General features: G+C 38.9%; 25 protein-coding genes and 1 riboswitch. Of the genes, 2 read left to right on the top strand and 23 right to left on the bottom strand.

What is annotated here, in order from left to right:
• Positions 1 to 211: 211 nt before the first annotated feature.
• Positions 212 to 418 carry a hypothetical protein gene (locus tag SB717_RS06890; RefSeq protein ID WP_013059387.1) on the top strand — a complete coding sequence of 69 codons (207 nt, stop codon included), beginning with the start codon at positions 212 to 214 and terminating at the stop codon, positions 416 to 418.
• A gap of 66 nt (positions 419 to 484) precedes the next feature.
• Here SB717_RS06890 and ssuD read toward each other — a convergent pair whose 3' ends face one another.
• The 13 genes from ssuD to SB717_RS06825 form a co-directional block, all read right to left on the bottom strand.
• Positions 485 to 1,609, bottom strand: a complete 1,125-nt coding sequence (ssuD, locus tag SB717_RS06885) for an FMNH2-dependent alkanesulfonate monooxygenase (protein WP_410903504.1) — start codon at positions 1,607 to 1,609, stop codon at positions 485 to 487.
• Positions 1,606 to 2,160 (bottom strand): NADPH-dependent FMN reductase, encoded by a 555-nt coding sequence (gene ssuE / locus SB717_RS06880; protein WP_074677704.1) that lies wholly within the window; start codon positions 2,158 to 2,160, stop codon positions 1,606 to 1,608. Before ssuE ends, ssuD begins: the two co-directional genes overlap by 4 nt.
• Positions 2,161 to 2,229: 69 nt before the next feature.
• Positions 2,230 to 3,084, bottom strand: coding sequence for an ABC transporter permease (locus SB717_RS06875; RefSeq protein ID WP_144645929.1), 855 nt, complete (start codon positions 3,082 to 3,084; stop codon positions 2,230 to 2,232).
• A 10-nt stretch (positions 3,085 to 3,094) separates the two neighbouring features.
• Positions 3,095 to 4,081, bottom strand: a complete 987-nt coding sequence (locus SB717_RS06870) for an aliphatic sulfonate ABC transporter substrate-binding protein (protein WP_098622772.1) — start codon at positions 4,079 to 4,081, stop codon at positions 3,095 to 3,097.
• 33 nt (positions 4,082 to 4,114) lie between these two features.
• Entirely contained in the window at positions 4,115 to 4,912 is a 798-nt protein-coding gene (locus tag SB717_RS06865) for an ABC transporter ATP-binding protein (protein ID WP_410903503.1), read from the bottom strand.
• A 136-nt stretch (positions 4,913 to 5,048) separates the two neighbouring features.
• The gene (locus SB717_RS06860; RefSeq protein WP_410903502.1) at positions 5,049 to 6,260 is read right to left on the bottom strand and encodes a cation:proton antiporter; all 1,212 of its coding nucleotides are present in this window, start codon (positions 6,258 to 6,260) and stop codon (positions 5,049 to 5,051) included.
• Positions 6,261 to 6,761, bottom strand: coding sequence for a cation:proton antiporter regulatory subunit (locus tag SB717_RS06855; RefSeq protein ID WP_410903501.1), 501 nt, complete (start codon positions 6,759 to 6,761; stop codon positions 6,261 to 6,263). It abuts the gene before it with no gap.
• A 148-nt stretch (positions 6,762 to 6,909) separates the two neighbouring features.
• The gene (locus SB717_RS06850; RefSeq protein WP_237758410.1) at positions 6,910 to 7,239 is read right to left on the bottom strand and encodes a hypothetical protein; all 330 of its coding nucleotides are present in this window, start codon (positions 7,237 to 7,239) and stop codon (positions 6,910 to 6,912) included.
• Positions 7,240 to 7,439: 200 nt separating this feature from the next.
• Positions 7,440 to 7,664: a spore germination transcription factor GerE gene (gene gerE, locus SB717_RS06845; protein WP_013059396.1), complete on the bottom strand. Its 225-nt coding sequence runs from the start codon at positions 7,662 to 7,664 to the stop codon at positions 7,440 to 7,442.
• A 174-nt stretch (positions 7,665 to 7,838) separates the two neighbouring features.
• Positions 7,839 to 8,288 carry an acyl-CoA thioesterase gene (locus SB717_RS06840; RefSeq protein WP_081350903.1) on the bottom strand — a complete coding sequence of 150 codons (450 nt, stop codon included), beginning with the start codon at positions 8,286 to 8,288 and terminating at the stop codon, positions 7,839 to 7,841.
• A 63-nt stretch (positions 8,289 to 8,351) separates the two neighbouring features.
• Positions 8,352 to 9,125 (bottom strand): succinate dehydrogenase iron-sulfur subunit, encoded by a 774-nt coding sequence (sdhB, locus tag SB717_RS06835; protein WP_013059398.1) that lies wholly within the window; start codon positions 9,123 to 9,125, stop codon positions 8,352 to 8,354.
• Between the two features lie 3 nt (positions 9,126 to 9,128).
• Positions 9,129 to 10,916, bottom strand: coding sequence for a succinate dehydrogenase flavoprotein subunit (gene sdhA / locus SB717_RS06830; protein WP_410903500.1), 1,788 nt, complete (start codon positions 10,914 to 10,916; stop codon positions 9,129 to 9,131).
• A gap of 29 nt (positions 10,917 to 10,945) precedes the next feature.
• Positions 10,946 to 11,554, bottom strand: a complete 609-nt coding sequence (locus SB717_RS06825; RefSeq protein WP_028411754.1) for a succinate dehydrogenase cytochrome b558 subunit — start codon at positions 11,552 to 11,554, stop codon at positions 10,946 to 10,948.
• 489 nt (positions 11,555 to 12,043) lie between these two features.
• Between SB717_RS06825 and SB717_RS06820 the strand changes: the two genes are divergently transcribed.
• Positions 12,044 to 12,571: a YslB family protein gene (locus SB717_RS06820; RefSeq protein WP_410903499.1), complete on the top strand. Its 528-nt coding sequence runs from the start codon at positions 12,044 to 12,046 to the stop codon at positions 12,569 to 12,571.
• 46 nt (positions 12,572 to 12,617) lie between these two features.
• Here SB717_RS06820 and SB717_RS06815 read toward each other — a convergent pair whose 3' ends face one another.
• From SB717_RS06815 to SB717_RS06770, 10 genes are all read right to left on the bottom strand, one after another.
• Complete coding sequence (locus SB717_RS06815) at positions 12,618 to 13,850, bottom strand: aspartate kinase (protein ID WP_074677721.1); 1,233 nt, start codon at positions 13,848 to 13,850, stop codon at positions 12,618 to 12,620.
• A gap of 141 nt (positions 13,851 to 13,991) precedes the next feature.
• Positions 13,992 to 14,169: riboswitch (Lysine riboswitch) on the bottom strand.
• A gap of 65 nt (positions 14,170 to 14,234) precedes the next feature.
• The gene (gene uvrC / locus SB717_RS06810; protein WP_182003602.1) at positions 14,235 to 16,001 is read right to left on the bottom strand and encodes an excinuclease ABC subunit UvrC; all 1,767 of its coding nucleotides are present in this window, start codon (positions 15,999 to 16,001) and stop codon (positions 14,235 to 14,237) included.
• A gap of 222 nt (positions 16,002 to 16,223) precedes the next feature.
• Positions 16,224 to 16,538 (bottom strand): thioredoxin, encoded by a 315-nt coding sequence (gene trxA / locus SB717_RS06805; RefSeq protein WP_013059404.1) that lies wholly within the window; start codon positions 16,536 to 16,538, stop codon positions 16,224 to 16,226.
• A gap of 407 nt (positions 16,539 to 16,945) precedes the next feature.
• The gene (locus SB717_RS06800; protein WP_410903498.1) at positions 16,946 to 17,926 is read right to left on the bottom strand and encodes an electron transfer flavoprotein subunit alpha/FixB family protein; all 981 of its coding nucleotides are present in this window, start codon (positions 17,924 to 17,926) and stop codon (positions 16,946 to 16,948) included.
• 33 nt (positions 17,927 to 17,959) lie between these two features.
• Positions 17,960 to 18,733, bottom strand: a complete 774-nt coding sequence (locus SB717_RS06795) for an electron transfer flavoprotein subunit beta/FixA family protein (protein WP_016765685.1) — start codon at positions 18,731 to 18,733, stop codon at positions 17,960 to 17,962.
• Between the two features lie 18 nt (positions 18,734 to 18,751).
• On the bottom strand, positions 18,752 to 19,525 hold the full coding sequence (locus SB717_RS06790) for an enoyl-CoA hydratase (protein WP_410903497.1): 774 nt from the start codon (positions 19,523 to 19,525) through the stop codon (positions 18,752 to 18,754).
• Between the two features lie 79 nt (positions 19,526 to 19,604).
• Entirely contained in the window at positions 19,605 to 20,189 is a 585-nt protein-coding gene (gene fadR, locus SB717_RS06785) for a fatty acid metabolism transcriptional regulator FadR (RefSeq protein ID WP_410903496.1), read from the bottom strand.
• Positions 20,190 to 20,301: 112 nt separating this feature from the next.
• Entirely contained in the window at positions 20,302 to 21,993 is a 1,692-nt protein-coding gene (locus SB717_RS06780; protein ID WP_410903495.1) for an AMP-binding protein, read from the bottom strand.
• Between the two features lie 320 nt (positions 21,994 to 22,313).
• A complete protein-coding gene (locus SB717_RS06775) occupies positions 22,314 to 22,721 on the bottom strand; it encodes a DUF350 domain-containing protein (RefSeq protein WP_013059411.1) in 408 nt (135 codons plus the stop codon).
• Positions 22,722 to 22,902: 181 nt separating this feature from the next.
• Positions 22,903 to 25,266 (bottom strand): endonuclease MutS2, encoded by a 2,364-nt coding sequence (locus SB717_RS06770; protein WP_410903494.1) that lies wholly within the window; start codon positions 25,264 to 25,266, stop codon positions 22,903 to 22,905.
• Between the last annotated feature and the right edge of the window lie 17 nt (positions 25,267 to 25,283).

Here is a 25,283-nt window from a genome sequence, read left to right as displayed (position 1 = left end):
CATTTCTATCATATAAAATTTTACATAAACTTTCCATCAGAAAGTTATAACCAGGAATTAATTGGTATTACAACCCACTAAATTTACATATCTACAAAAAATCAATAGGTAAATAAGAAAAAAATTGAACATTTTGTGAATATTTTGTGTCTTTTTTGGAAAGTATTTGATATAATAATTGTAAGAAGAAAAAGAATAGGAGGCGACTAAAATGAGAAGATTCTTACAGTTTTACTTTATGTTTAGTTCTCTGTTCTGTTTTGGAAGCGTTTTCGTCCTACTTATGTCTCAAGAATATTACTTTGCACCGTTATTCCTCACACTGGGCTGTTTAAATATTTTTCTCTTTAAAGTATATATTCAAGAAAGTCGAAAAGATAAACAAGCTGCACCTGAAAAACCAAAACCAACAATTTAACAGACTCGTCTCTCGGCTGAGATGAATGTAAAAGAAGAACCGGTGAAAAATTCACCGGTTCTTCTTTTACGAGGTTGAAGCTTTTGGAAACCTATCATTTGCAATAATCTCTCCGATGCTTTCACTCTTTCCTTCACCCTCATCAATATTTAAAAGCGGGAACAATAACTCCCCTACGTGATAAGCTTCTTCTAAATGCGGATAGCCTGATAAAATAACAGATTCAATTCCTAAATCTTCATATTCTTTTATTCGTTTCGCTATATTTTCAGCACTGCCTACTAGTGCAGTTCCTGCACCTCCCCGGACGAGCCCTACACCTGCCCATAAGTTAGGGCTAATCGTAAGTTCCTCTCGGGTTCCTCTATGAAGGCTCGCCATTCGCTGCTGCCCAACTGAGTCGTACCTTGCAAAAGTACGCTGTGCAGCTTGAATCGTGTCGTCGTCCAAATGCTGAATTAATCGATCGGCTGCTTCCCAAGCTTCTTCTTCGGTTTCCCGTACAATAATATGCAAACGAATCCCAAACTTAACGGTTCTGCCTTCTGCTTCTGATTGCTTTCTCACAGCCGTTATTTTTTCTCTTACTTGTTCAGGAGGCTCCCCCCATGTTAAATACACGTCAGAATGTTTTGCTGCCACTTTTTGTCCTGCGGGTGAAGATCCGCCAAAATAAATAGGCGGAGAAGGTTTTTGAACAGGTGGATATAACAGCTCACTGTTCTCTACATGAATATGTTTTCCTTCATAATTAACCGTATCTCCAGCCAATAACCCTTTCCACACATCTAAAAATTCATCCGCAGCTTCATAACGTTCATCATGTGATAAGAAAAGGCCGTCTCCGGCTAATTCTGCTGGATCTCCTCCTGCTACTACGTTAACTAGTAAACGACCGTTTGAAATTCGATCAAGAGTCGAAGTCATGCGCGCTGCCACGGAAGGAGCCATAATGCCCGGACGTACAGCTACTAAAAATTTTAAACGCTCTGTTTCAGGTATAAGTGAAGCAGCCAATAGCCACGGGTCTTCGCATGATTTCCCCGTTGGAATCAGAACTCCTTCAAATCCTAACCGGTCAGCTGCTTGAGCAACTTGCCGAAAATATGAATAGTCTGCTGAACGACCTCCTCGATTTGTCCCTAGATATCTTCCATCTCCATGGGAAGGAATAAACCATAACATTTTCATGATTCAACACTCCTTTTCGTTTGTTCTAAATGATATTCCAGCTCTTTTAATGAGCGGTTAATTCTCGCTTCTGCTTCTTCCGCAATAAACTCAATTTCATTTTCTTTCGTATAGGCCACCTCAGAATCAACAATATAAACTCCGTGAATAAGAGCAGTAGCTCCTAAAACGGATAATGTCGGCTTAAATACATAATCAAGAGCTAGTAGATGAGCAATGGTTCCCCCTGTAGCTATCGGCAGCACAGTTTTATTGTGCAAACCTTTTTCAGGTATTAAATCTAAAAATGTTTTTAAAATTCCTGTGTAGCTGGCTTTATAGATTGGGCTGACAATAATAACGGCATCAGCATCTGCCACTTTCTTTTGAGCTTCTTGAATCGCAGGGCTAGAAAAGTTAGCATACAGTAGGTCTTCAGCCGGTAGATCGCGGACATGGACGGTTTTCACTTCATATTTTTCATTTTGTAGATATGCTGCAATATACTCACTTAAAGCAGCTGACCTTGATTGTTTTGAAGGGCTTCCTGTAATAATTGTAAACTGGCTCATTATCATCTCTCCTTTTCACTTATAAAAATGATAGATTTACAAGGATTAATATCTATATAAATCTTTATTTTATTTTTCACCTGCGTAGCTGTCTCTCCATTTAAGAAGACGCTTTTCTAATACTCGGACAAATGAATCGGTTAATTTGCCTACAACAGCAAAGATGATAATTCCGACAAAAACTACGTCCGTTTGAGAAAACTGCCTAGCATCCATAATCATATATCCTACACCTTCACTTGCTCCCATTAATTCGGCAACTACCAGTCCGAGCCATGCAATACCTAAAGACAATCGGACACCAAGTAAAATATTAGGAAGAGCAGCTGGTAAAATAAGTTTTGTTATTTGTTTCCATTTACTAAATTGAAGAACACGCGCAACATCAAATAATTTCGAATCAACGCCGCGAATGCCTAGATACGTATTAACATAGATTGGAAAAAATGCACCGTTTGCAATTAGCAATATCTTTGAAATTTCCCCAAAGCCAAACCATAAGATAAATAAAGGCGCCAAGGCAAGGTGAGGAACAGTTCTAAGCATTTGAATAGATGGATCCATATAGTGCTCCGTTTTCTTTGAAAAACCGACAATTACACCAAATAGTAACCCTAGTCCAGCTCCAACGGCAAAACCTATGGCAGCACGCAAAATACTGATTTGAAGATTAGCTCCAAGTTCACCAGATACGATGAGCTGTTTAAAAGAAAGTACAATATCAACAGGTGTAGGAAGAACAGTTTTGGATACATAGCCCGCAGAACCAATGATTTGCCACACGACAATAAGGAGAAGTGGCACGACAAGAGAACGAAGGAAAATTCCCTGCTTATTTTTCGCTTCTTCCTTTCTTTTTTTCACTTTTTGCAAGTGAGCTGCTGAAGACTGGACATGTCCTGAAACCACAGATATTTTACTCATTTTCATCACCTCATTTTTCTTTTAATGCTTTTTTAATAAATGAATTATCAACAACATCTCCCGCCTCAATTTTCTTTTTAATAACACCTAAAGATTGTTGGAAATCAGCTGTTCGCTGTTGTTCTGCAATAATTTCTTTAGAGGTTGGGCGATTATAAGCAGGATTATTTTTTAACACTTGTCTTACTACCTCTTTATCTAGATTTTTTTGCTTTGCTAAAATATCCACAGATTCTTCAAAATGTTCATTTTGCCATTCAAGAGCTTTTTGATAAACTTGTAAAAACTTAACGACTAACTCCGGATGATCTTTTGCAAAGCCTTCTCTTACAATAGTAAAACCTGGTGAAGCAACCTTTAACGAATCTCCGTCTGCTAAAATACGAGCTTCATTTTTTAAGTTTTGCAGTGAGATAAACGGTTCCCAAATTGACCATGCATCAACTGACCCATTTTCAAATGCTGGCTGAGCTTCGTCTGGCTGAAGCTGAATGATCTTTACATCACTTGGCTTCAACCCATTTTGGTCAAGAGCTCTGTACAATAAATTAAAACCGCTGCTTCCTTTCGCGACCGCAATCTTTTTACCTTTTAAATCTTTTATGCTTTTAATCTTGCTGTTTTTCCCTACTAAAATAGCATTTCCTTTCAACCCGTCGCTCGAATTAGCAATTTCTAAAAACGGAATGTCTGCCCCTTGGCCGGAAATAACAGGTGAATTTCCTACTTGGCCGAAATCCAAGTGTCCAGATGCTATACCTTCAAATTGCGGAGGGCCGCTTTGAAACTCTGTCCATTTGACATTTACACCTATTTTTTTAAATTCTTTTTCAAACCATTTTTGGTTTTGTGCCAGCATTAAAGGGCCTAAGCTTTGTTGGATACCAATGTTGACTGTAACGTTTTTTGAATCTTCTCCGCTCGCTTTTTCTTTCGTCCCGCACCCAGCCAATGCAAGAACAAGTACAATAGCTGCAGTTAAAAGTAGCTTTTTCATCTGTTCTGTCTCCTTCTCTGTCTTATTGAATCTTTAATGTTCTCCTGCTTCTTCAAATTCTTTCAGCACTTGCTGCCTTAGCTGCTGAAAAGGTAGTTCTGTCTTTTTTCGTGGATGACTAATTTCTACCGGAACAACCCGGCTAATTTCTCCTGGTCTTGCACTCATAATCACAATTTTAGTACCCAAGTAAATGGATTCATCTAAATCGTGGGTAACAAAAATCATGGTTGTTTTTTCTTTTTTCCATATGTCTAGCAGCACATCTTGCAAATGAGTGCGAGTGAAAGCATCTAACGCGCCAAACGGTTCATCTAACAATAAAACCTCTGGATTTCTTAAAAGAGCACGCGCAATAGCAACTCGTTGAGACATCCCCCCAGATAGTTCTCGAGGATAAGCTTTTTCAAATCCTTTCAGCCTGACAACATCAATTAGCTCATCTACGCGGCGCCGAACATTCGAATCTTTCAAAGATAAGTCAGCCGCTATATTTTGCTCCACATTAAGCCATGGGAACAAGCGGTGTTCTTGAAAGATCATTCCTTGTTTAATGCTAGGTCCGGCTATGTGCTTCCCGTTGATTTCAATGCGCCCTTCATAATCTATATCAAGTCCAGCAATCATTTTAAGCAGCGTACTTTTTCCGCATCCGCTCGGACCAATGATGGTAATAAATTCACCTTTATTAATCGTAAGATTTACATTTCGCAATGCTTGAGTTACTTGTTCTCCTTTTTGAAATGAGCGGTTAACCGATTGAATCATGACACTCACAGCAATTCCTCCTCCTTGAATTTTTAAATCAAAAGCTATTTCACCTAAAAACATAAAAGCTCCTACCTAAAAAAGGTAGGAGCTTTCGGTTGACCGATCAGCCCGTTGCTATATTTAACTGGTTTGTTATTGGATTATTTTGAATTTTATCATATTAATCCGATTTGTCAACTATGTTTTATATATTTTATCAATTAGATTCTTGAGGATTTGCTTTTTTCCATTTAAATATTGAGTTTAAAAATCCGTATATATGCTTAGATTCCTTCGTTAACAAAGGACCAATAATAGCTAAAATCAATACATAAAGCGCAGCGAACGGCTGAAGGATGGCCGATAATCCTCCTTCAATTCCGATGTTAGCCATAATGATTGAAAACTCGCCTCGTGACATGATTGTTAATCCAATGTTGGTAGAAGCCTTGTGTGACAGCCCGCTTTTTCTTCCTGAGATCATACCGGCTGTAAAGTTACCAATAATCGTAAGCGCAACTGCTCCAAGTGCAAGCCAGCCTGCATCCCATAGGGTAAGAGGATCAATACTTAACCCGAAGCTGAAGAAAAAGATGGCTCCAAAGAAATCACGAAACGGTACGACAAGATGTTCAATCCGATCGCGATGTTCTGTTTCAGAAAATACAAGCCCAAGCAATAATGCACCAATTGCTTCTGCCACATGGATCGTTTCTGAGAAGCCTGCTACAAAAAACAATACCGCAAAAACGACGATTATAAATATTTCATTTGATGAAATATTTAAAAGTTTATTTAATAGCGGCGTGGCTTTTCGAGCAATGATAAAGAACAGCATCATATAGCCAAATGCAATTAAAATAGACGTTAAAGACCCAGCGAGCGATCCGTGGTCTCCAAGCACCAATCCTGAAACAACAGAAAGATAAACGGCTAAGAAAATATCTTCAAACATAATGATCCCTAATATCAGTTCCGTTTCTGGATTCGCTGTTCGTTTTAAATCAACCAATACTTTTGCGACAATTGCACTGGACGAAATCGTAATAATTCCTGCGATAATCAGTACTTCAAGAAGAGGATTTCCTGTCAGGTATCCATACAATAATCCTAAAGTGAAGTTAATTAAAATATAAATAGATCCTCCCACCGCGATGGACCTGCCTGATTTAATTAACTTTCCAACTGAAAATTCTAATCCTAAATAAAATAGTAAAAAGAGAACTCCAATTCTCCCCATAAATTCAATAATCTCTTGGCTTTCAATAAACTTTAAACTGAATGAGCCAAACTCAGGAGCATGGGGACCAACCGCCATGCCCAGCAGAATGAGGAATGGAATAATCGTAAATTTAAATTTATGTGCTAGTATAGCCGCTAAAGCGACTAGTAACAAAGCTGTCCCAACTTCAAATACTAAATGATCCAATTATGAACTACCTCCTTGTGAAAGCAATTCTTTAATGAGCGTTTTTAAATTCCCTCGTTCTCCAGAGATAACAAGCGTATCTCCTTCTTCAATCAACGTATCTGGTCCTGGAGTTGATAATTTTTTTTGTGTGTTTTTAATGACGGCGATAATAGTGACATCATAGTTGCTGCGAACGTCAATTTCACCAATTGTTTTACTGTGAGCTTTCGCCTGTTTTTCAACTTTGTACCATTCAATAACTAAGTCATTGAATGCCACTTCAATGGTTTCCATTGCTTTTGGCTTGTAAATCATACCGCCTAAAATTGCAGCTAGCTGTCTTGATTCCGTATCTGTTAACGTAATGTCAAAAATGCTTTCTTCTAAATTTTTGTGATTGAAGTGGTAGATTTCACGTCGTCCATCATCATGAATAATAACGACTACGCGGTTTCCTCCGCTTGTCTCAATTTCAAATTTACGGCCGATTCCTGGCAATTCCGTTTCTTTAATCATCATTGAATGATCACTCCTATAAAGTTTTTAAGAAGAATTTTTTATTTTTTTCGCGTTATTCACATAGAAAATCCGCATAGCAAATAAGCCTAAGAATAGTTGGTAATTTTAGGTTTGAAGAAAAGGCTGTGAAAATTTCAACCTTTTTTATTTAATTGAGGTAACTTGATTGAAAAATTTTTGGATAAAAAAGTGTTTTCTTGAGGATAAAATACGCAATTTGATGCGTCGGAATGATGAGTTTGGCACTCACCCATACTAAAGCAAAAGTTACTATCACACTTTGTATGAGAGATCCTATTTGTTTGACGCTGTGCTTAGCTCCTGGAGACATGTGCACGATATCCGTGTAATGCTGAACCGAACTTTTTGTGACCTTTACTTTTTCAAAGTCGTTATCAATAAATTTATCTGGCAAACTCGCAAAAGGCAAACAGAATATCATACACAATAATACGCCTAACCATACATTTTTCATCATCTCACCTCTCTTTCTTTTGAACTAGTATCTCCTTACTTAAAAGTATACGTACTCTGAAATTCAATTTCAAGCAATAAGTTTTTTTTATAAAGATTTATCTTTTTTATAACATTTTCTTAATGTCATTCTTTCTAGATACATATGCACCACTTAAAGAAATATACAAAAAGCTGGCTTTCTAAGAAGAAAGCCAGCTCATGTTATAGTTCAAGTTCTCCCATTCGAAGGAGTTCTACGACTGCTTGAGAACGCCCCTTGACTCCAAGCTTTTGCATCGCATTAGAAATATGATTTCGAACTGTTTTTTCGCTAATGAATAGTTCACTCGCGATTTCTTTTGTTGTTTTGTCCTGTACTAAAAGCTCGAATACTTCTCGTTCACGCTTTGTAAGTAGCGGTTTAGGTTGAAACTCTTTTTCTTTCAATGTAACCCTCCTTGCCTGATCCTGAGTTGAACTATCGGATGGGTGTAAATTTAGTCAACATATCTTATGTGCGGTATACCTACGCGGTTACTAGTTTTAGAAAAAATATGCAAAAAACTCTTTTTTACCTTTGAAAAAGAAAAAAAGCCTGAAGAAAGAGTCTTCAAGCCATTTTCATATATTTGATAAACACCTTTTCATCTCTTCATTCCAAGGCACGCTTTTTCCTGTTTCTTTAGAAATTTGCACCATTGTTCCTCTCCCCGTGAGTACAACCTCTCTTTGCTCATTTTGAATCATATAGTGTAAATCAACCGACGAACGTCCGATTTTATGGGCCTTTACAAAAACAGCTAGAATATCGCCAAAATACACTTGTTTGACATAGTCGCACTGCAAATCAGCCACCACCGGTATTGTTCCTTCATGCTCACTCGTCCATTTTTGCATAAAGCCAATATGGTGAAAGAATTCCGTACGTACTTGTTCAAAATAAACAAAAGGAACCGTATTATTTAAATGCCCAAACATATCTGTTTCCGAAAATCTTACCTTGATTTTCTGATTAAACGAAAATGACTCTTTCCAGTGATTCATGTCTTCAATATACGAAATATTATTCACCTGTAATTCCTCCATTCTTCCTAGACAAAATAAAACCTCTCCGCGTGGAGAGGTTTTGAGTGATTATACTTGATCGCTACCAAAGAAACTTCTGAATGCTTGAATCGTTGTGTCGCGGTTCAAAGCTGCAATTGAAGTAGTCAACGGAATTCCTTTTGGACATGATTGCACGCAGTTTTGAGAGTTTCCGCAGTTCGCTAGTCCTCCATCACCCATAATCGTCTCTAAACGTTCTCCTTTATTTAACGCACCGGTTGGATGGGCATTAAACAAGCGAACTTGAGAAAGCGGTGCTGGACCGATGAAGTTTGACTTGTCGTTTACGTTTGGACAAGCTTCTAAGCAAACGCCGCATGTCATACACTTGGATAACTCATACGCCCACTGACGTTTCTTTTCTGGCATACGCGGTCCTGGTCCTAAGTCGTATGTGCCATCGATTGGAACCCAAGCTTTTACTTTTTTTAGTGAATCAAACATACGGCTGCGGTCTACCTGCAAGTCACGAACAACAGGGAATGTTTTCATTGGCTGTAAGCGAATTGGCTGTTCTAGTTTATCAACAAGAGCTGTACATGACTGACGAGGTTTACCGTTGATAACCATTGAACAGGCTCCGCATACTTCCTCTAAACAGTTCATTTCCCAGTTTATCGGAGCAACCTCTTTACCTGAAGCATCTACAGGGTTACGTCTGATTTCCATCAGTGCTGAAATAACGTTCATATTCGGACGATACGGAATTTCAAACTCCTGATTGTAAGGAGCAGATTCAGCTGAATCTTGACGTGTAATAATGAAGCGCACTGTCTTTTGGACTGTTTGTTGTTCACTCATTGATTAACGAACCCCCTCTTGTTGTTTTTTTTGTTTTTCATCTTTTTTCTTTGTGTAGTCGCGCTTACGCGGTTTGATTAACGATACGTCTACCTCTTCATAATGGAAAGAAGGAGCCGTTTTCTTATCAACGAAAGATGCCATTGTTGTTTTTAAGAATTCTTCATCGTTACGATCTGGGAAATCCGGCTTATAATGAGCACCGCGACTTTCGTTACGGTTGTAAGCTCCTAGCGTTACAACACGTGAAAGCTGAAGCATGTTTTGCAGCTGACGAGTAAATGTTGCCGCTTGATTACTCCATTTAGCCGTGTCATTAATGTTAATACGATCATAGCGTTCAATTAATTCTTGAATCTTTTCATCTGTTTTTAACAGTTTGTCATTGTATCGTACGACTGTCACGTTGTCAGTCATCCATTCCCCTAGCTCTTTATGAAGAACGTATGCGTTTTCTGTACCTTGAAGATTCATGATATTGTTCCATTTCTCTTCTTCTTCTTTCACATGACGATCATATACGCTTGAAGAAATAGCATCTGCGCTCTTTTCTAAACCATTGATGTATTCAACGGCTTTAGGACCGGCAACCATACCACCATAAATAGCTGATAATAAGGAGTTTGCTCCTAAACGGTTCGCTCCGTGCTGTGAATAATCACACTCACCAGCTGCGAATAAGCCAGGAATATTTGTCATTTGATCGTAATCCACCCATAAACCGCCCATTGAATAGTGTACGGCTGGGAAAATTTTCATTGGCACCTTGCGCGGATCATCGCCCATGAATTTTTCATAGATTTCAATGATACCTCCAAGTTTGATGTCTAACTCTTTTGGATCTTTATGTGAAAGGTCCAGATAAACCATGTTCTCTCCGTTAATTCCTAACTTCTGCGCTACGCAGACGTCGAAAATTTCACGAGTAGCAATATCACGAGGTACTAAGTTACCGTATGCCGGATATTTTTCCTCTAAGAAATACCAAGGTTTACCGTCTTTATATGTCCAAACGCGTCCGCCTTCTCCACGAGCAGATTCACTCATAAGACGAAGCTTGTCATCTCCCGGGATAGCAGTTGGATGAATTTGAATAAACTCTCCGTTTGAATAGTATGCACCTTGCTGATACACGATAGATGCCGCTGAACCTGTATTAATGACAGAGTTCGTCGATTTTCCAAAGACAATCCCAGGTCCACCTGTAGCCATAATAACCGCATCGGCTGGGAACGTTTTAATTTTCATTGATTTTAAATTCTGTGCAGAAATTCCGCGACAGCTGCGCTCATCATCAAGAACAGCACCTAAGAATTCCCATCCTTCGTACTTTGTCACAAGTCCGGCAACTTCATAGCGACGAACCTGCTCATCTAATGCGTACAATAACTGTTGACCCGTTGTTGCTCCAGCAAAAGCCGTACGGTGATGCTGGGTACCGCCAAATCGTCTGAAGTCTAACAAACCCTCAGGAGTACGGTTAAACATAACACCCATACGGTCAAGTAAGTGAATAATACCAGGAGCTGCTTCACACATTGCTTTTACAGGTGGCTGGTTGGCTAAAAAGTCTCCGCCATACACTGTGTCATCAAAGTGTTCCCATGGTGAATCTCCTTCACCTTTCGTATTTACGGCTCCGTTGATTCCACCTTGCGCGCAAACTGAGTGAGATCTTTTTACTGGAACTAGTGAAAATAAATCTACTTGCTTGCCAGACTCAGCAATTTTTATTGTTGCCATCAAGCCAGCTAAACCGCCACCGACTACGATGATTTTTCCGTTACTCATCGGAACCCCACTCCTTCAAAACCTTAATTTTATGCAAATGCGAATAATGTACGAACACCTACGAATGTAAGTGCTAAGAAAATTGCTAATGTCACATAAGTTGAAATTCTTTGAGAACGTGGTGTTACAGTTAACCCCCAGCTAACTCCAAATGACCATAGACCGTTTGCAAAGTGGAAGATCGTAGATACAACACCAACTATGTAGAATGCAAACATTGCTGGGTTGCTTAAAATTCGTTCCATCATTTGAAAATCTACTTCTTTTCCAAGCGCAGCTTGTATTCTGGTTTCCCATACGTGCCATGTGATGAAGATAAGTGTGATTACACCTGAAACACGCTGAAGGATAAACATCCAGTTACGGAAAAATCCATAGTTGTTAACGTTTGTTTTAGCAGTGAATGCGATGTAAAGACCGTATATTGCGTGAAAAACGATTGGTAAGAAAATAATGAAAATTTCTAGAGCATAGCGGAAAGGTAAGCTCTCCATGAAGTGAGCTGCTTGATTAAATGATTCTTCTCCCTTTGTCGCGAAATGATTCACAACTAAATGCTGTGTTAAGAAAATCCCGATTGGTATTACTCCAAGTAGTGAATGGATTCTCCGATATTGAAACTCTCTGTTTGCCGCCATCTGCGTAGACCCCCCTTAGTTAAATGAACATAGTTTGTGAAGAACTTTCTTACTCCCACTAGACAAATAGATTAATCGTGAATACAGGAAATGAAAACCTTTGCATTTCCTAATAAAGTATGTGACAGGTTAATTTTACTCCCATCGATTAAGAGCGTCAAGGCAAGATGTTTAAATCTTCTATAAAATATAAATTTATAAAATCTTATATTTGTTAACGCTTACTGCATTGATGTTAAAGATTTTTTCTTTCTATTATAATATCACTTGCCACAATTAAGTAAGCGTTTACTTTATACTTTTATTGTAAACAAGTTCACAAAACATTTACACAGGTAAAAGTACCCTTTTAAAAGTAATTTTATGGATTTTCCATCTTTACATCTAACTCTTTTTACCATAATAAAGATCCTCTTACATTTTATTAAAAAAAGGCGTGAGAGGTTTTTTAGATTTGTATATAATAGTAGTAAAGAAAGAGGGGAAAGCATGAGCAATTTACAAACAGAATCACAGCAAGAACTTGAAGAGACGATGGAAACATCAGAACCTAATGTCACAGCTGAAACAGAGAGAGCTCTTGATCACGTTTCATATTTCGGATACAGCCTTTTGCGTGACGTGTTAATTCCAGAGCTTCTTGGAGACGAAACGAATACCATCTCATACTGGGCAGGAAAACACCTTGCACGTAAATATCCATTAAGTACAATGGATGAAATCGTCGCATTTTTTAAAGCAGCTTCCTGGGGAACACTGACGCTTGCAAAAAAAGATAAATATTCACTAGAGCTTGAATTATCAGGTGACGTGGTTAGCAAAAGATTTCAGCAGGAAACTTGTTCATTTCATCTTGAGTCAGGGTTTGTGGCTGAACAGATTCAGCGTCAAAACAACTGCCTAACAGAAGCCTACTTAACACATAAAGAAAAGAACGGAAAAGTGCTGATTTCCGTGCAGTGGGACCGAAAAGATATCTTACCTACCGAAACGCGTGCGGAGCGTTATAAAAAATAGGAAATATATATAAAAGACGTGGAAATACCACGTCTTTTTCTCTTCTTTATACTTGCACTGCTTGCTGCTCTTCTAATTCAAATGCTACGTGAAGCGTCTCAACAGCTTTTACCATATCAGCATGCGGTACAACTGTAGATACTTTAATTTCAGACGTGCTGACCATCTTCACTTCAATTTTCTCTCCTGCCAGCACTTCAAACATTTCGGCTGCAACACCTGGGTTAGAAATCATGCCAGATCCAACAATCGATACTTTAGCCAGACCGCTTTCATGTTCAATACGCGTATATCCCAAAGTAGATTTATACTCTTTTAAGACGGCAAGAGCAGATTCTACGTCTACGGTTTTAATAGAAAATGAAATAGAGAGGCGATTATTAGCCGTTACGTTTTGAATAATAATATCCACATTTAACTGTTCTTTTGCTAATGCTGTAAAAATAGTAGAAAGAGTTTGTAACTCGTTGTTTAACCCTTCAATTGTCACCCGTGAAATATTATCTTCAAACGCAATTCCTCTTACGACTAAGTTTTGTTCCATTGAAACTTCCTCCTCAACAATCGTTCCATTCTCGTTTTCTAAGCTTGAACGCACTTCTAGCGGTACCTGATAATTTTTTGCAAACTCAACAGCACGCGGATGTAGCACCCCTGCTCCCAAATTGGCTAATTCTAACATTTCGTCATATGAAATAGAGTGAAGTTTACGAGCATCTTCTACGTAGCGCGGATCCGTCGTAAACACTCCTGTTACGTCTGTATAAATATCACATTTTGCAGCTTTTAGTGCCGCAGCAAGAGCTACTGCCGTCGTGTCAGAGCCGCCTCGACCTAGTGTTGTAATGCTTCCATCTTCTGAACAGCCTTGGAATCCAGCTACTACTACGATTCGACCTCTATCTAATTGGCTTTGAATACGAGTCGTGTCAATGTGCTGGATTCGTGCATTGCTGTGAACTGCTTCCGTCTGGATACCAGCTTGCCAACCTGTTAGCGAAGTTGCTTCATGACCTTTGCATTGAAGAGCCATTGTTAACAGGGAAATCGTTACTTGTTCTCCAGTTGTAAGAAGCATATCCATTTCGCGTTTACTTGGACTGTCCGTAATATCACTTGCTAATTTCACCAGTGCATCTGTGGTCTTGCCCATTGCCGATACAACAACAACTACTTGATTACCGCGCTCTGCTTCTTGAATAACACGGTTTGCTACATGTTGAATACGTTCAACAGAACCAACAGATGTTCCACCAAATTTTTGAACGATTAATGCCATTATTTTGTTCATTCCTTTTCAATAAATTTGCATATGCAGGATGATGAGAAGCTAAATTTTTTTACTCAGACAATAAAAAAAGCAATGAGATGAGCTCTCATTGCTTAACGAACGAAAATTATAAAACATAACCGTCCACTGCCGTGAGATAGCTCTCCAAGAATCTACATCTTGACAATCCTACGCTTATTCAACGCAGAACCAGCAATCATTACTATGAGGTAATGTTCACTTCGGCAAATTTCCCTTTCCGCATCATTCATAAGGGCTCATACCCTTCCTGACACGTACTGATTAAATTTGCACCTCTATCTTCACTTCATTTGATGAAGTGTCGTATGAAATTAGTTAATAGCTTATCAAATATTTTCTATTATTTCAAGACTATTTTTGCAATGTTTCATAAATTTTTTCAGCAATGTTTTGAGGAACACCTGAATTTCGAATATCTTCAACCGTTGCTTCTTTCAATTTTTTCACCGAACCAAAATGCTTTAACAAAGCTTTTTTACGCTTTTCTCCCACTCCCGGAATGTCGTCCAGAACTGACTGAAAAGCGGACTTAGAGCGCACTTGACGGTGGAAGGTAATCGCAAAGCGGTGAACTTCATCTTGAATTCGCTGAAGCAAATAAAATTCTTGACTATTGCGTTCAAGCGGTATGATTTGAGGAGGCTCACCAATCATCAGATTGGAGGTTCTGTGCTTATCATCTTTAACAAGACCTGCTGTAGGCACTAAAAGTCCCAATTCATTTTCGAGAACGTCCTGTACTGCAGCTAAATGCCCTTTGCCTCCATCAACAACAATTAAATCCGGAAGCGGAAGACCTTCTTTTAACGCTCTGGAATACCGTCTGCGAACGACTTCCCTCATGGAACTGTAATCATCTGGTCCCTTTACGGTCTTAATTTTATATTTTCGATATTCTTTCTTTTCTGGTTTCCCATCAACAAAAACAATCATCGCAGAAACTGGGTCTGTTCCTTGAATATTTGAGTTATCAAATGCTTCAATCCGATAAGGAGCAGCAATTCCAAGCTCTTCTCCTAACCGTTCAACTGCGCCAACTGTGCGCTCTTCATCTCGTTCAATTAAATAGAATTTTTCACTGAGCGCAATTTTTGCATTTTTACACGCAAGTTCTACTAATTCTTTCTTTTTGCCTCGCTTTGGATGCTGAACCTCTACTTCTACTAATTTCTCAGCTAACTCTGCATCAATCGTTGCTGGAACCATCACTTCTTTTGGCTTAATATTTTTGGCATAAAACTGACCGATAAAAGTTAAGAAATCTTCTTCTGGCTCTTTATAAAAAGGAAACATAGAAACTTCTCGCTCAATTAATTTCCCTTGGCGAATAAAGAAAACTTGAACACACATCCAGCCTTTATCATAAGAATAGCCAAACACATCCCGATTAACAAAATCATTAAACGTTACTTTTTGCTTTTCCATTGTCGCTTCGATATGAGCAATTTGATCTCGGTATTCTTTAGCCCGTTCAAAGTCAAGTTCTTCTGAAGCTTTTAACATTTTTTCAGTTAACTCTGTTTTGACATGCTCATATCCACCATTTAAAAACCGCGTAATATTTTCAATAATTTGTTTGTTTTGCTCTTCTTTTACTTCTTTTACGCAAGGAGCTAGACATTGCCCGATATGGTAATACAAACAAGGCCTGTCTGGCATGGTGGAGCACTTTCTTAACGGATAAATGCGATCAAGAAGCCGCTTCGTTTCATTTGCAGCTTGAACGTTAGGATAAGGACCGAAGTATTTTCCTTTATCTTTTTTTATTTTTCTTGTAATAACAAGTCGGGGCTGTTTTTCAGCTGTAATCTTAATAAAGGGATAGCCCTTATCATCTTTAAGCATGATATTGTATTTTGGGTCATGCTTTTTAATTAAATTCATTTCTAAAATAAGCGCTTCTAAATTAGAAGATGTGACGATATATTCAAAATCGACAATGTCATTTACAAGTCGAAGCGTCTTTCCGTCATGAGATCCGGTAAAGTAGGAGCGTACTCGATTTTTTAATACTTTTGCTTTTCCTACGTAAATGACCGTTCCATATTTATCTTTCATCAAGTAACAGCCAGGCTGATCCGGTAAAATAGCCAGCTTTTCTTTTAAATAATCGTTCATACTTTTCTCCTTCCTCTTCTCTTACTCTGTCCATCTATACAATCGCTTATGAAGCGTAATCTACATTCTTTCCTGTCTTAATACATGTGCATAAGCCGGATTTATGACGGTGTTCCTTACATCTAGTATAAAACAAACGAACGCGTATTCGCTAAATAAAAGTATTCCCAACAGAGAAAAAATGGAGAAAAAGAAAAAACCTAGCCTGAGCTAGGTTTTGACTTACGCGTGTTTATTAATTAATTCTGTTAATGCTTCTTTTGGTTGGAAGCCAACTACTTGGTCAACTTTCTCTCCATCTTTGAATAATACTAAAGTTGGGATACTCATAACACCAAATTTTCCAGCTGTTTCTTGGTTTTCATCAACGTCTACTTTTACGATTTTAACTTTATCGTTAAGTTCGCCATCAATTTCTTCAAGAACTGGAGCAATCATTTTACAAGGTCCGCACCATGGTGCCCAAAAGTCAACAAGCACTAGGCCTGATTTAATTTCATCTGTAAAGTTTTTATCTGTAGCATGTGCAATAGCCATTTTAATTCCTCCTAAATATATGCAATATCCAAATTCTACTCACAGTATATCACCTTCAAATAAGGTTTGCTAACTTTTTGCTTACATTTATACTGTTTATTCTCCGCTCTAGTTTGTACAATTTGCCTAAAAATATGCGTAGAAAATCTCGTTTTCCACGTAATAAAAGAGATTGAGCCCTAACTAAATCAACCGAATCTAAAAGCGAACAGATTGGATAAATAAGCTCGTACAAATCACTTGTTCCAACGCTGTTGATTTCCGTGTAAGACTTCGCTTTCCGCGGGAGTCTTCGCCTTACCCTCCAATCCCAGCTAAAAGCAACTACGTCCATGAAAAAATCCGAACGATTAATCGTTCGGATCTTCCTTCAACAAAAATACGTTTGTCCTAGCCTCTTTTACTATTTACGCAGACTGTACTTTCAGCTTTTTAAATTCTTCCGTTAGCAGAGGCACTACTTCAAATAAATCTCCAACGATTCCGTAGTCAGCTACTTTAAAAATGTTCGCTTCAGGATCTTTATTGATTGCAACAATAATTTTTGAATTTGACATGCCAGCCAAATGCTGAATAGCACCTGAAATTCCACAGGCAATGTATAAATCTGGTGTGACTACTTTGCCCGTCTGGCCGATTTGAAGAGAATAGTCGCAGTAATCTGCATCGCACGCTCCGCGAGACGCTCCAACAGCTCCATTTAACACGTTCGCTAGTTCTTGGAGAGGCCCAAAACCTTCCGTGCTTTTTACACCTCGACCACCTGCAATCACAACTTTTGCTTCGGATAAATCAACCCCTTGCGTTGCTTTGCGTACAACTTCTTTTACCACGGTACGCAGGTTTTTGATTTCAACATTTAAATCCTCTACATCGCCTGTACGTCCCTCATCTTTTGCAAGCGGTGAAATATTATTTGGACGAATCGTGACAAACGTAAAAGCATCAGTCATGATTTTCTTTTCAAATGCTTTACCAGAATAAATTGGGCGAGTGAAGACTACTTGATCCCCTCCTACTTCTACATCCGTCACATCGGAGATAAGTCCTTTGTCTAAGCGGGCTGCCAGTTTTGGCGCTAGATCTTTGCCAAGAGCCGTATGGCCAAATACGATAGCTTCAGGCTGTTCACTTTCAATGATAGCTAATAACGCCTGAGCGTAACCATCCGATGTGTAAGCAGCTAAATCTTCATGCTCCGTCACAACAACTTTATTCGCTCCGTACGCAATAAGCTCTTCACTTAAAGCTTTTACGTCCTTTCCTACTAACGCTGCAACAATTTCTCCCCCGTCAGCTACAGTAGACGCTGCGGAAATCGCTTCAAACGATACGTTTCGTAATCCCCCATCACGTGCTTCTCCTAGAACTAACACTTTGCGTCCCATTGCAATACCCCCATTGTTTTGACTTTTGACTTATTAAATGACTTTTGCTTCCTTATGCAGTAAATTGACCAGTTCTGTTACTTGATCTTTTATATCTCCTTGTAATACGCGTCCTGCATCTTTTTTCGGAGGCAAATAAATTTCAATTGTCTTTGTTTTTGCTTCTACATCATCTTCATCTAAATCTAAATCATCCAGTTCCACTTCAACCAACGGTTTCTTCTTCGCTTTCATAATCCCTGGAAGAGATGGATAGCGAGGTTCGTTAAGCCCCTGCTGAGCTGTTACTAAAAGAGGAAGCGACGTTTCAATAACCTCCGAATCACCTTCCACATCGCGTACAACCGTCACTTTTTCACCTTCGATATCCAATTTTGTAATGGTCGTAATATAAGGAATTTCTAACTGTTCTGCTACGCGCGGTCCCACCTGGCCCGAACCTCCGTCAATCGCCACGTTTCCTGCCAAGATTAAATCAGGAGATTGTTCTTTTAAGTATTGTGCCAGCAGCCTAGAAGTCGTGTACTGATCGCCATCTTCTATGTCATCTTCTGTGTTGATTAAAACCGCTTTATCTGCTCCCATAGCCAAAGCTGTTCGGAGTTCTTTTTCTGATTCTTCCCCTCCTACACTCACGACCGTAATCTCCCCGCCATGCTTTTCCTTTAGCTGAATAGCTTCTTCAACTGCATACTCATCGTAAGGATTAATAATAAATTCAGCTCCATCTTCAACAATTTGACCATTTTTTAAAGAAAGTTTCTCCTCTGTATCGAATGTTCTTTTTACTAACACATAAATATTCATTCAATTCCCCTCCTAAGCTTATTTTCCTAAAAATTTAGACTGGCGCTTTTCAATAAAAGCGGCTACGCCTTCTTGAGCATCCCGACTTTTGAATACGCTTCCAAAAAGCTGCGCTTCTTTTTTGATGCCGCTGTAATAAGCATCTGTTTTTACATGCTGAAGCAGCTGCAAGGTAGCTTTAACAGAGATTGGGCTTTTTTTGGCAATTTTTCTAGCAAGTAAAAACGTTTCGTTGATAAGCTGACTTTCTTCAAAAGCTGCGTTTGCCAATCCTAACTCCACTGCCTCGCTCCCGGATATTGGATCACTTGTCAGCATCATCTCACAAGCCTTATGAACTCCTACATAACGAGGCAATCGCTGAGTTCCTCCAAACCCTGGTATAAGTCCTAACTGAAGCTCAGGCAAGCCCAGCTTAGCATTTTCCGTTACCAAACGGATATGGCAGCTCATAGCAAGCTCCAATCCTCCGCCTAAAGCAGCTCCATGAATAGCTGCAATAACTGGTTTTGGGTAATTTTCAATATACTCAAAGAGTTCTTGGCCGTTAACAGCAAGCTTCTCGTATTCTTTTTCCTGCTGAAGTGATGTAAACTCTTTTATATCAGCTCCAGCACAAAAGAATTTCCCTTCCCCTTTAATGACGATAACCCTTGTCTCTTTGCTATCTTCTAAATGTTTTAAAACACTTGAAAGATCTTTTAATAAATCTTGAGACAAAGCGTTAGCAGGTTGTCTATTCAACGTAATGAAGCTTATTGCATCAACAGTTTCAACCTGGATAATCTCCATTTATTTCCCCCACCCTTTCTTTCTATTTTCATTACCTTGCGCTTTTCCCCTCGCAAGGGGGCAGCAGGCTCATTTACCACTATGAGCCGCTGCAGCCGTTTAACAGTAGGGAATGGACTTTATCCACCGATTCTATTAGACCATATCGATGATCGTTCATTACCCATGTTGTGACAGTTTCATCAATCGTTCCAAAAATCATCTGTCGCGCAAGGCGAATATCTATATTTTCAGAAAACTCACCCGTTTCGATTCCTGTCTGTAAAATAGAATCAATGAGAGTCAGATAATCTTTTAATACATCGTTAATTTTCAATCTTAATTCTTTGTTCGATTGACGCAGTTCGAGCTGTGTCACTGTAGCTAAATGATGATCCTCCGCTAGAAATGAAAAATGCTTGTCAATTAATACATGAAGTTTTTCTGCCGCGGTTTCAATCCCCGCCAGTTCTTCATAAATCTTTTCTACAAATTGTCCCATCTTCTCTTGAAATAAGGAAATCAAGACATCTTCTTTGTTCTTAAAATATAAATATATCGTACCGTCTGCAACTCCAGCCTGCTTAGCAATTTTAGAAACCTGAGCATTGTGGTATCCGTTTTCTGCTATTACTACTACAGCTGCATCGATAATCTGCTTATACTTTGGCTTATTTCTTCTCAATCTTATACGCTCCTTTAAAATATGAATGATTATTCATTCATATCTTTATAATAAAGAAACCGCAAGTATCTGTCAATTATGTTTCAGCAAAAAAATCAAAGGCGACGATCGACTACGTCGCCTTTTTATGCTTTTCATTTTCTTCTTCAATCAGCGCTCGTCGCAGAATCTTACCGACCGCTGTTTTTGGAAGCTCATTTCGAAATTCATAAAGGCGCGGAACTTTATAAGCAGCTAAATACTTTCTAGAAAAATCATTTAACTCTTCTTCAGTACATCTTACACCATTTTTTAATACAATGTAAGCCTTCACTGTTTCTCCTCTATATGGGTCAGGAACACCTACCACTACAGCTTCTTGAATTTTTTCATGCTCATATAATACTTCTTCAACTTCCCGGGGATAGATATTATATCCCCCGGCAATAATAATATCTTTCTTTCGATCTACTACATAAAAATAACCCTTATCATCCATGTAGCCAACATCACCTGTTAGCAGCCATTCGTCTCGCATAACAGCCTCCGTTTCTTCAGGCTGCTTCCAATATCCTTTCATTACCTGAGGACCTTTAACCGCAATTTCTCCTACTTCGCTTACAGCAGCTTCTTTACCTGTTTCAAACGAGAGAATTTTGGCATCCGTGTCTGGCCAAGGCACTCCTATGCTTCCTGGTATTCTCTCTTTCCAAAGAAAATTAGCATGAGTAACAGGAGAGGTTTCCGTTAAACCGTATCCTTCCACTAGTTTACCTCCAGTGAGCTTTTCAAACTGCTCCTGCACTTCCACAGGGAGAGGAGCCGAACCGCTCATACATGAATCAATAGAAGATAGGTTGTATTTTGCTAAATCAGGATGGTTTAATAATGCGATGTAAATTGTTGGAGCACCTGGAAATAAAGTAGGCTGCTGCTTATGAATGGTTTTGAGCGTCGTTTTTGCATCAAATTTAGGCAGAAGCACCATCTCGTAGTTTTGCAAAACCGATAGAACAAGAACCGTTGTTAAACCATACACGTGAAAAAACGGGATAATTCCAAGCACTTTTTCTTCTCCATGCTTGCAGCGGTACAACCAATGTGAACACATCGTTGCATTGGCTACCAAGTTTTTATGAGTAAGCATGACTCCTTTTGGAAAACCTGTTGTTCCCCCAGTGTATTGTAAAATTGCGATATCTTCATCTGAAATTCCCTCGGCATTACATACTGCTGGAGAGGATTCATTTATAATGCGTTTAAATAAATGAGTAGTCTCCGTATGACTCACATCCACGCTTATCTTCTGCTGTTTGCTCTGAATAAATGGATAGAGTATGTTTTTGGGAAACGGGAGATAATCTTGAATTGAGGTGATGACTACGTGTTCTATACTTGTTAACGCTTTCATTTTTACTACACGCGGATATAGCAAATCGAGTGCAATAATCATGGTCGCTTCTGAATCATTCAGCTGATACTCTAACTCTCTTTCCGTATACAAAGGGTTTGTTTGAACGACTACTCCTCCGGCAAGAAGAACAGCATAAAAGGAAATGACAGCTTGAGGGCAATTTGGAAGCATAATGGCTACTCTATCCCCTTTTTTTAATCCCAGTTCAATAAGGTAAGATGACAGTTTCAAAGAATCTTGATGCAGCTGGGAAAACGTCATTTTTTTCCCTAGAAAATAGATTGCGTTTTTTTTAGGATCTTTTTGAACTGCTTCTTCAAAAAGCTGTGCTAAATTTTTTTGTTCATAATGAAGCGTAGCAGATATTTCCTCTGGATATTGAGAAAGCCATATCTTTTCGGTGGATTCCACACGTATCCTCTCCCTCAAAAAAATAAAAAATTAGAATTTTCTAATTAAAATTATAGTTCATTCTTTTTTTAGATGCAATCGTTATTCAATGTTCTCTTTTTTAACAGAAGAGCAGCAGCGGGATAAAGTAAAGCACGTGATTTCAATTGCTGAAGACGTATGGAAGTAATCATTAAAAAAGCTGACCTTCTTTAAGGCCAGCTTTTTTGCTGTCATCACAATGTTAGGAAAAGCTATATAGATAAATAGATAAGACCAATAAGCATAAACACTCCGCATAAAACGAGTAAAATTTTCGCTAACTTCTCCATAACTCTCTCCTATCCTATCCCTGCTCCTATTACATAGGACATACCGATTGAAATAACAAGTGAAATAAACCCGACGGCTCTGTTATCTTGTTCAATTTCATCATCGATTCGAAATTTTGGCGTCAAAAATTCGAAAATAAAATAGCTCACTAGTAAAAGAACGAACCCATATATTCCCCATCCGAGCATTCGCAACAAATTGTCGTTATGCTCAATCGAATAGCGAAAAATATTAGCTAATCCAAATATTTTCCCACCTGTTGCCATCGCAACAGCCATATTTCCTTTTTGAATCTCTTCCCAATTCTTATACTTAGTAACGAGTTCAAACACAACAAGAAAGACGACAATGCTCAAGACAACCACGCTGTAATAAGCGGCGGATTCAATATACGGGTCTTTCCAAAAATCCCTCATTTTTGCATCACTCCTAATTTATATTACACTCCACGCAATAAACTGACAGGTCTCTTTCCTTTACTTGTATCGTTCTTAAAAGAGATAGAAAACCCAGCATAGTCCATAAGCCATGTCGGATTTTCTATCTTCATATATGCTTGTTCAGCGCATCAACTGACACCTTTATTTCAGCATTCTTTTATTTAAATTCCACAACCGTAACGCCAGAACCTCCTTCAGAAGCTTCTCCGAAACGAATATTTTTAACAGAACGATGATTTTTCAAATATTCCTGTACACCTTTACGAAGAGCTCCAGTTCCTTTACCGTGGATAATCGAAACGCGCGGATAGTTGGCTAACAAAGCATCATCAATATATTTTTCAACTCGAATCAGCGCATTTTCATAGCGCTCTCCTCTTAAATCCAGTTCTAGATTTACATGATAATCTTTTCCTTTTACCATAGCAAGCGGCTTCGTTTCTACAGGTTTTGGGGAACTGATATATTCGAGATCTTTTTCTTTCACCTTCATTTTCATGATTCCCATTTGCACTTGCCATTCATTATTGCTTACTTGTTCCACAAGCGTTCCTTTTTGTCCCCAGCTTAAGACTTTCACTTCATCTCCAGCTTGAAGAGTGCGCTCTTGTTTTTTCGGCACAGCCGGTTTCTTTTTACTTTTTTCAAGAGTTGGAACTGCATCTTCTAGACGCTTACGCGCTTCAATCAATTCATGCTCTTTTACAAGCGCATGATTTTTTTGACTCATTTTACGCAAATCGCTAATGATTTTCTCTGCTTCTTCAGATGCTGCTTGAACTGTGGCTTGAGCTTTTTCTTCAGCTTTTTCGTACAGCTTATCTCGTTTTTCATTAAACTCAATAATCTGACTCTGTAATTCTTTATGAAGCTTCTGAGCCTCTTTTCTTAGCTCTTCCGCTTCTTCTAGCTCGTGTTCAGATTGACGGCGGCTATCTTCAAGAGAAGCGATCATATTTTCTACTTTATTTGTTTCTGAGCCAATATAGCCTTTGGCGCGTTCAATTACTTCTGCACTTAAACCTAAACGTTTGGAAATTTCAAACGCATTGCTTCGGCCCGGTACACCAATCAGCAGCTTGTAAGTAGGACTCAATGTTTCAATATCGAACTCTACGCTAGCATTGACCACTCCTTCACGGTTATAGCCGTACGCTTTTAATTCAGGGTAGTGAGTAGTCGCAACTACGCGAGCGCCTCTTTCATATACTTGATCTAAAATCGAAATAGCAAGCGCTGCACCCTCTTGAGGATCTGTTCCTGCTCCCAATTCATCGAACAAGACCAGACTTTCATGATCTACTTTTTGTAAAATATCTACAATATTGACCATATGAGATGAAAAGGTACTCAGACTTTGTTCAATGGACTGCTCATCTCCAATATCAGCAAATACGTGTTTAAACACAGCCATTTCTGATCCATCCAGCGCAGGAATCTGCAAACCTGCTTGAGCCATTAACGTAAATAATCCAAGTGTTTTTAACGTGACGGTTTTACCGCCGGTATTTGGTCCTGTAATAACAATAGACGTATATTGATCACCTAACTCAATATCATTCGCAACGACATCTTCCTGTGCAATAAGAGGATGTTTTGCCTTCACTAACTTAATATAGCCTCGGTCGTTCATTTTAGGTTTTGAAGCTTTTAGCTCATGGCTATAGCGTCCTTTAGCAAACATGAAGTCCAGCTCACCTAACAGATAAACGTTTTGACGGAGTTCATTTGCCACTTCCGCTACCTGAACGGTTAAAGCAATGAGAATACGCTCAATTTCTTGTTTTTCTTTTACTTTTGCTTCTTGAAGCTCATTGTTTAACGTCACAATCGCCTGAGGCTCAATAAATAACGTTGCTCCAGATGAAGACTGGTCGTGGACAATGCCTCCATACGCACTGCGATATTCTTGCTTAACAGGAATAACAAAACGTTCATTTCGAATAGTCACAATCGCATCTGACAACATTTTTTGAGCAGACGAGGAGCGAATAAGACTTTCTAGCTTTTCGCGAATACGAGACTCCGTCGAGCGAAGTTTTTGACGAATGCCTCTTAGCTGGTCGCTTGCACCGTCTAGCACTGTACCATTCTCATCAATGCTCATTTTAATTGTTTGTTCTACCTCAGGAAGAGGCATTAGTTTTTCGATGTGTTCAGTTATAATGGGAAGCTGTAAATCTTTGTCTTCTACTACTTGCTCAATAAATTGTTTGACTTGTCTTGCAGCATAAATAGTGCTTGCTACATCAAGAAGTTCATTAGAGCTTAGCGTTCCTCCAATTTCAGCGCGCTTCACGCTAGGTCGAACGTCAAAAATGCCCCCTAGCGGTACGTTGCCACGCAATCGCAGCACGGTTGTAGCTTCATCTGTTGCTTCCTGCCATTTGACTACTTCTTCATACTGAGTCGAGGGAATCAAATTTGCTACTTTTTCTCGGCCTAAAGAAGAAGCTACTTTTTTCTGAAGCTGTTCCTTAACTTTATTAAACTCTAGTACATGGAAAATACGTGATTGCAAAACTGATTCCTCCTGTT

This window comes from Priestia sp. SIMBA_032, assembly GCF_046535215.1.
GTDB lineage: Bacteria > Bacillota > Bacilli > Bacillales > Bacillaceae_H > Priestia > Priestia aryabhattai.
Note: the sequence above shows the minus strand (reverse complement) of the source record. Positions and strands in the feature narration are given on the sequence as shown.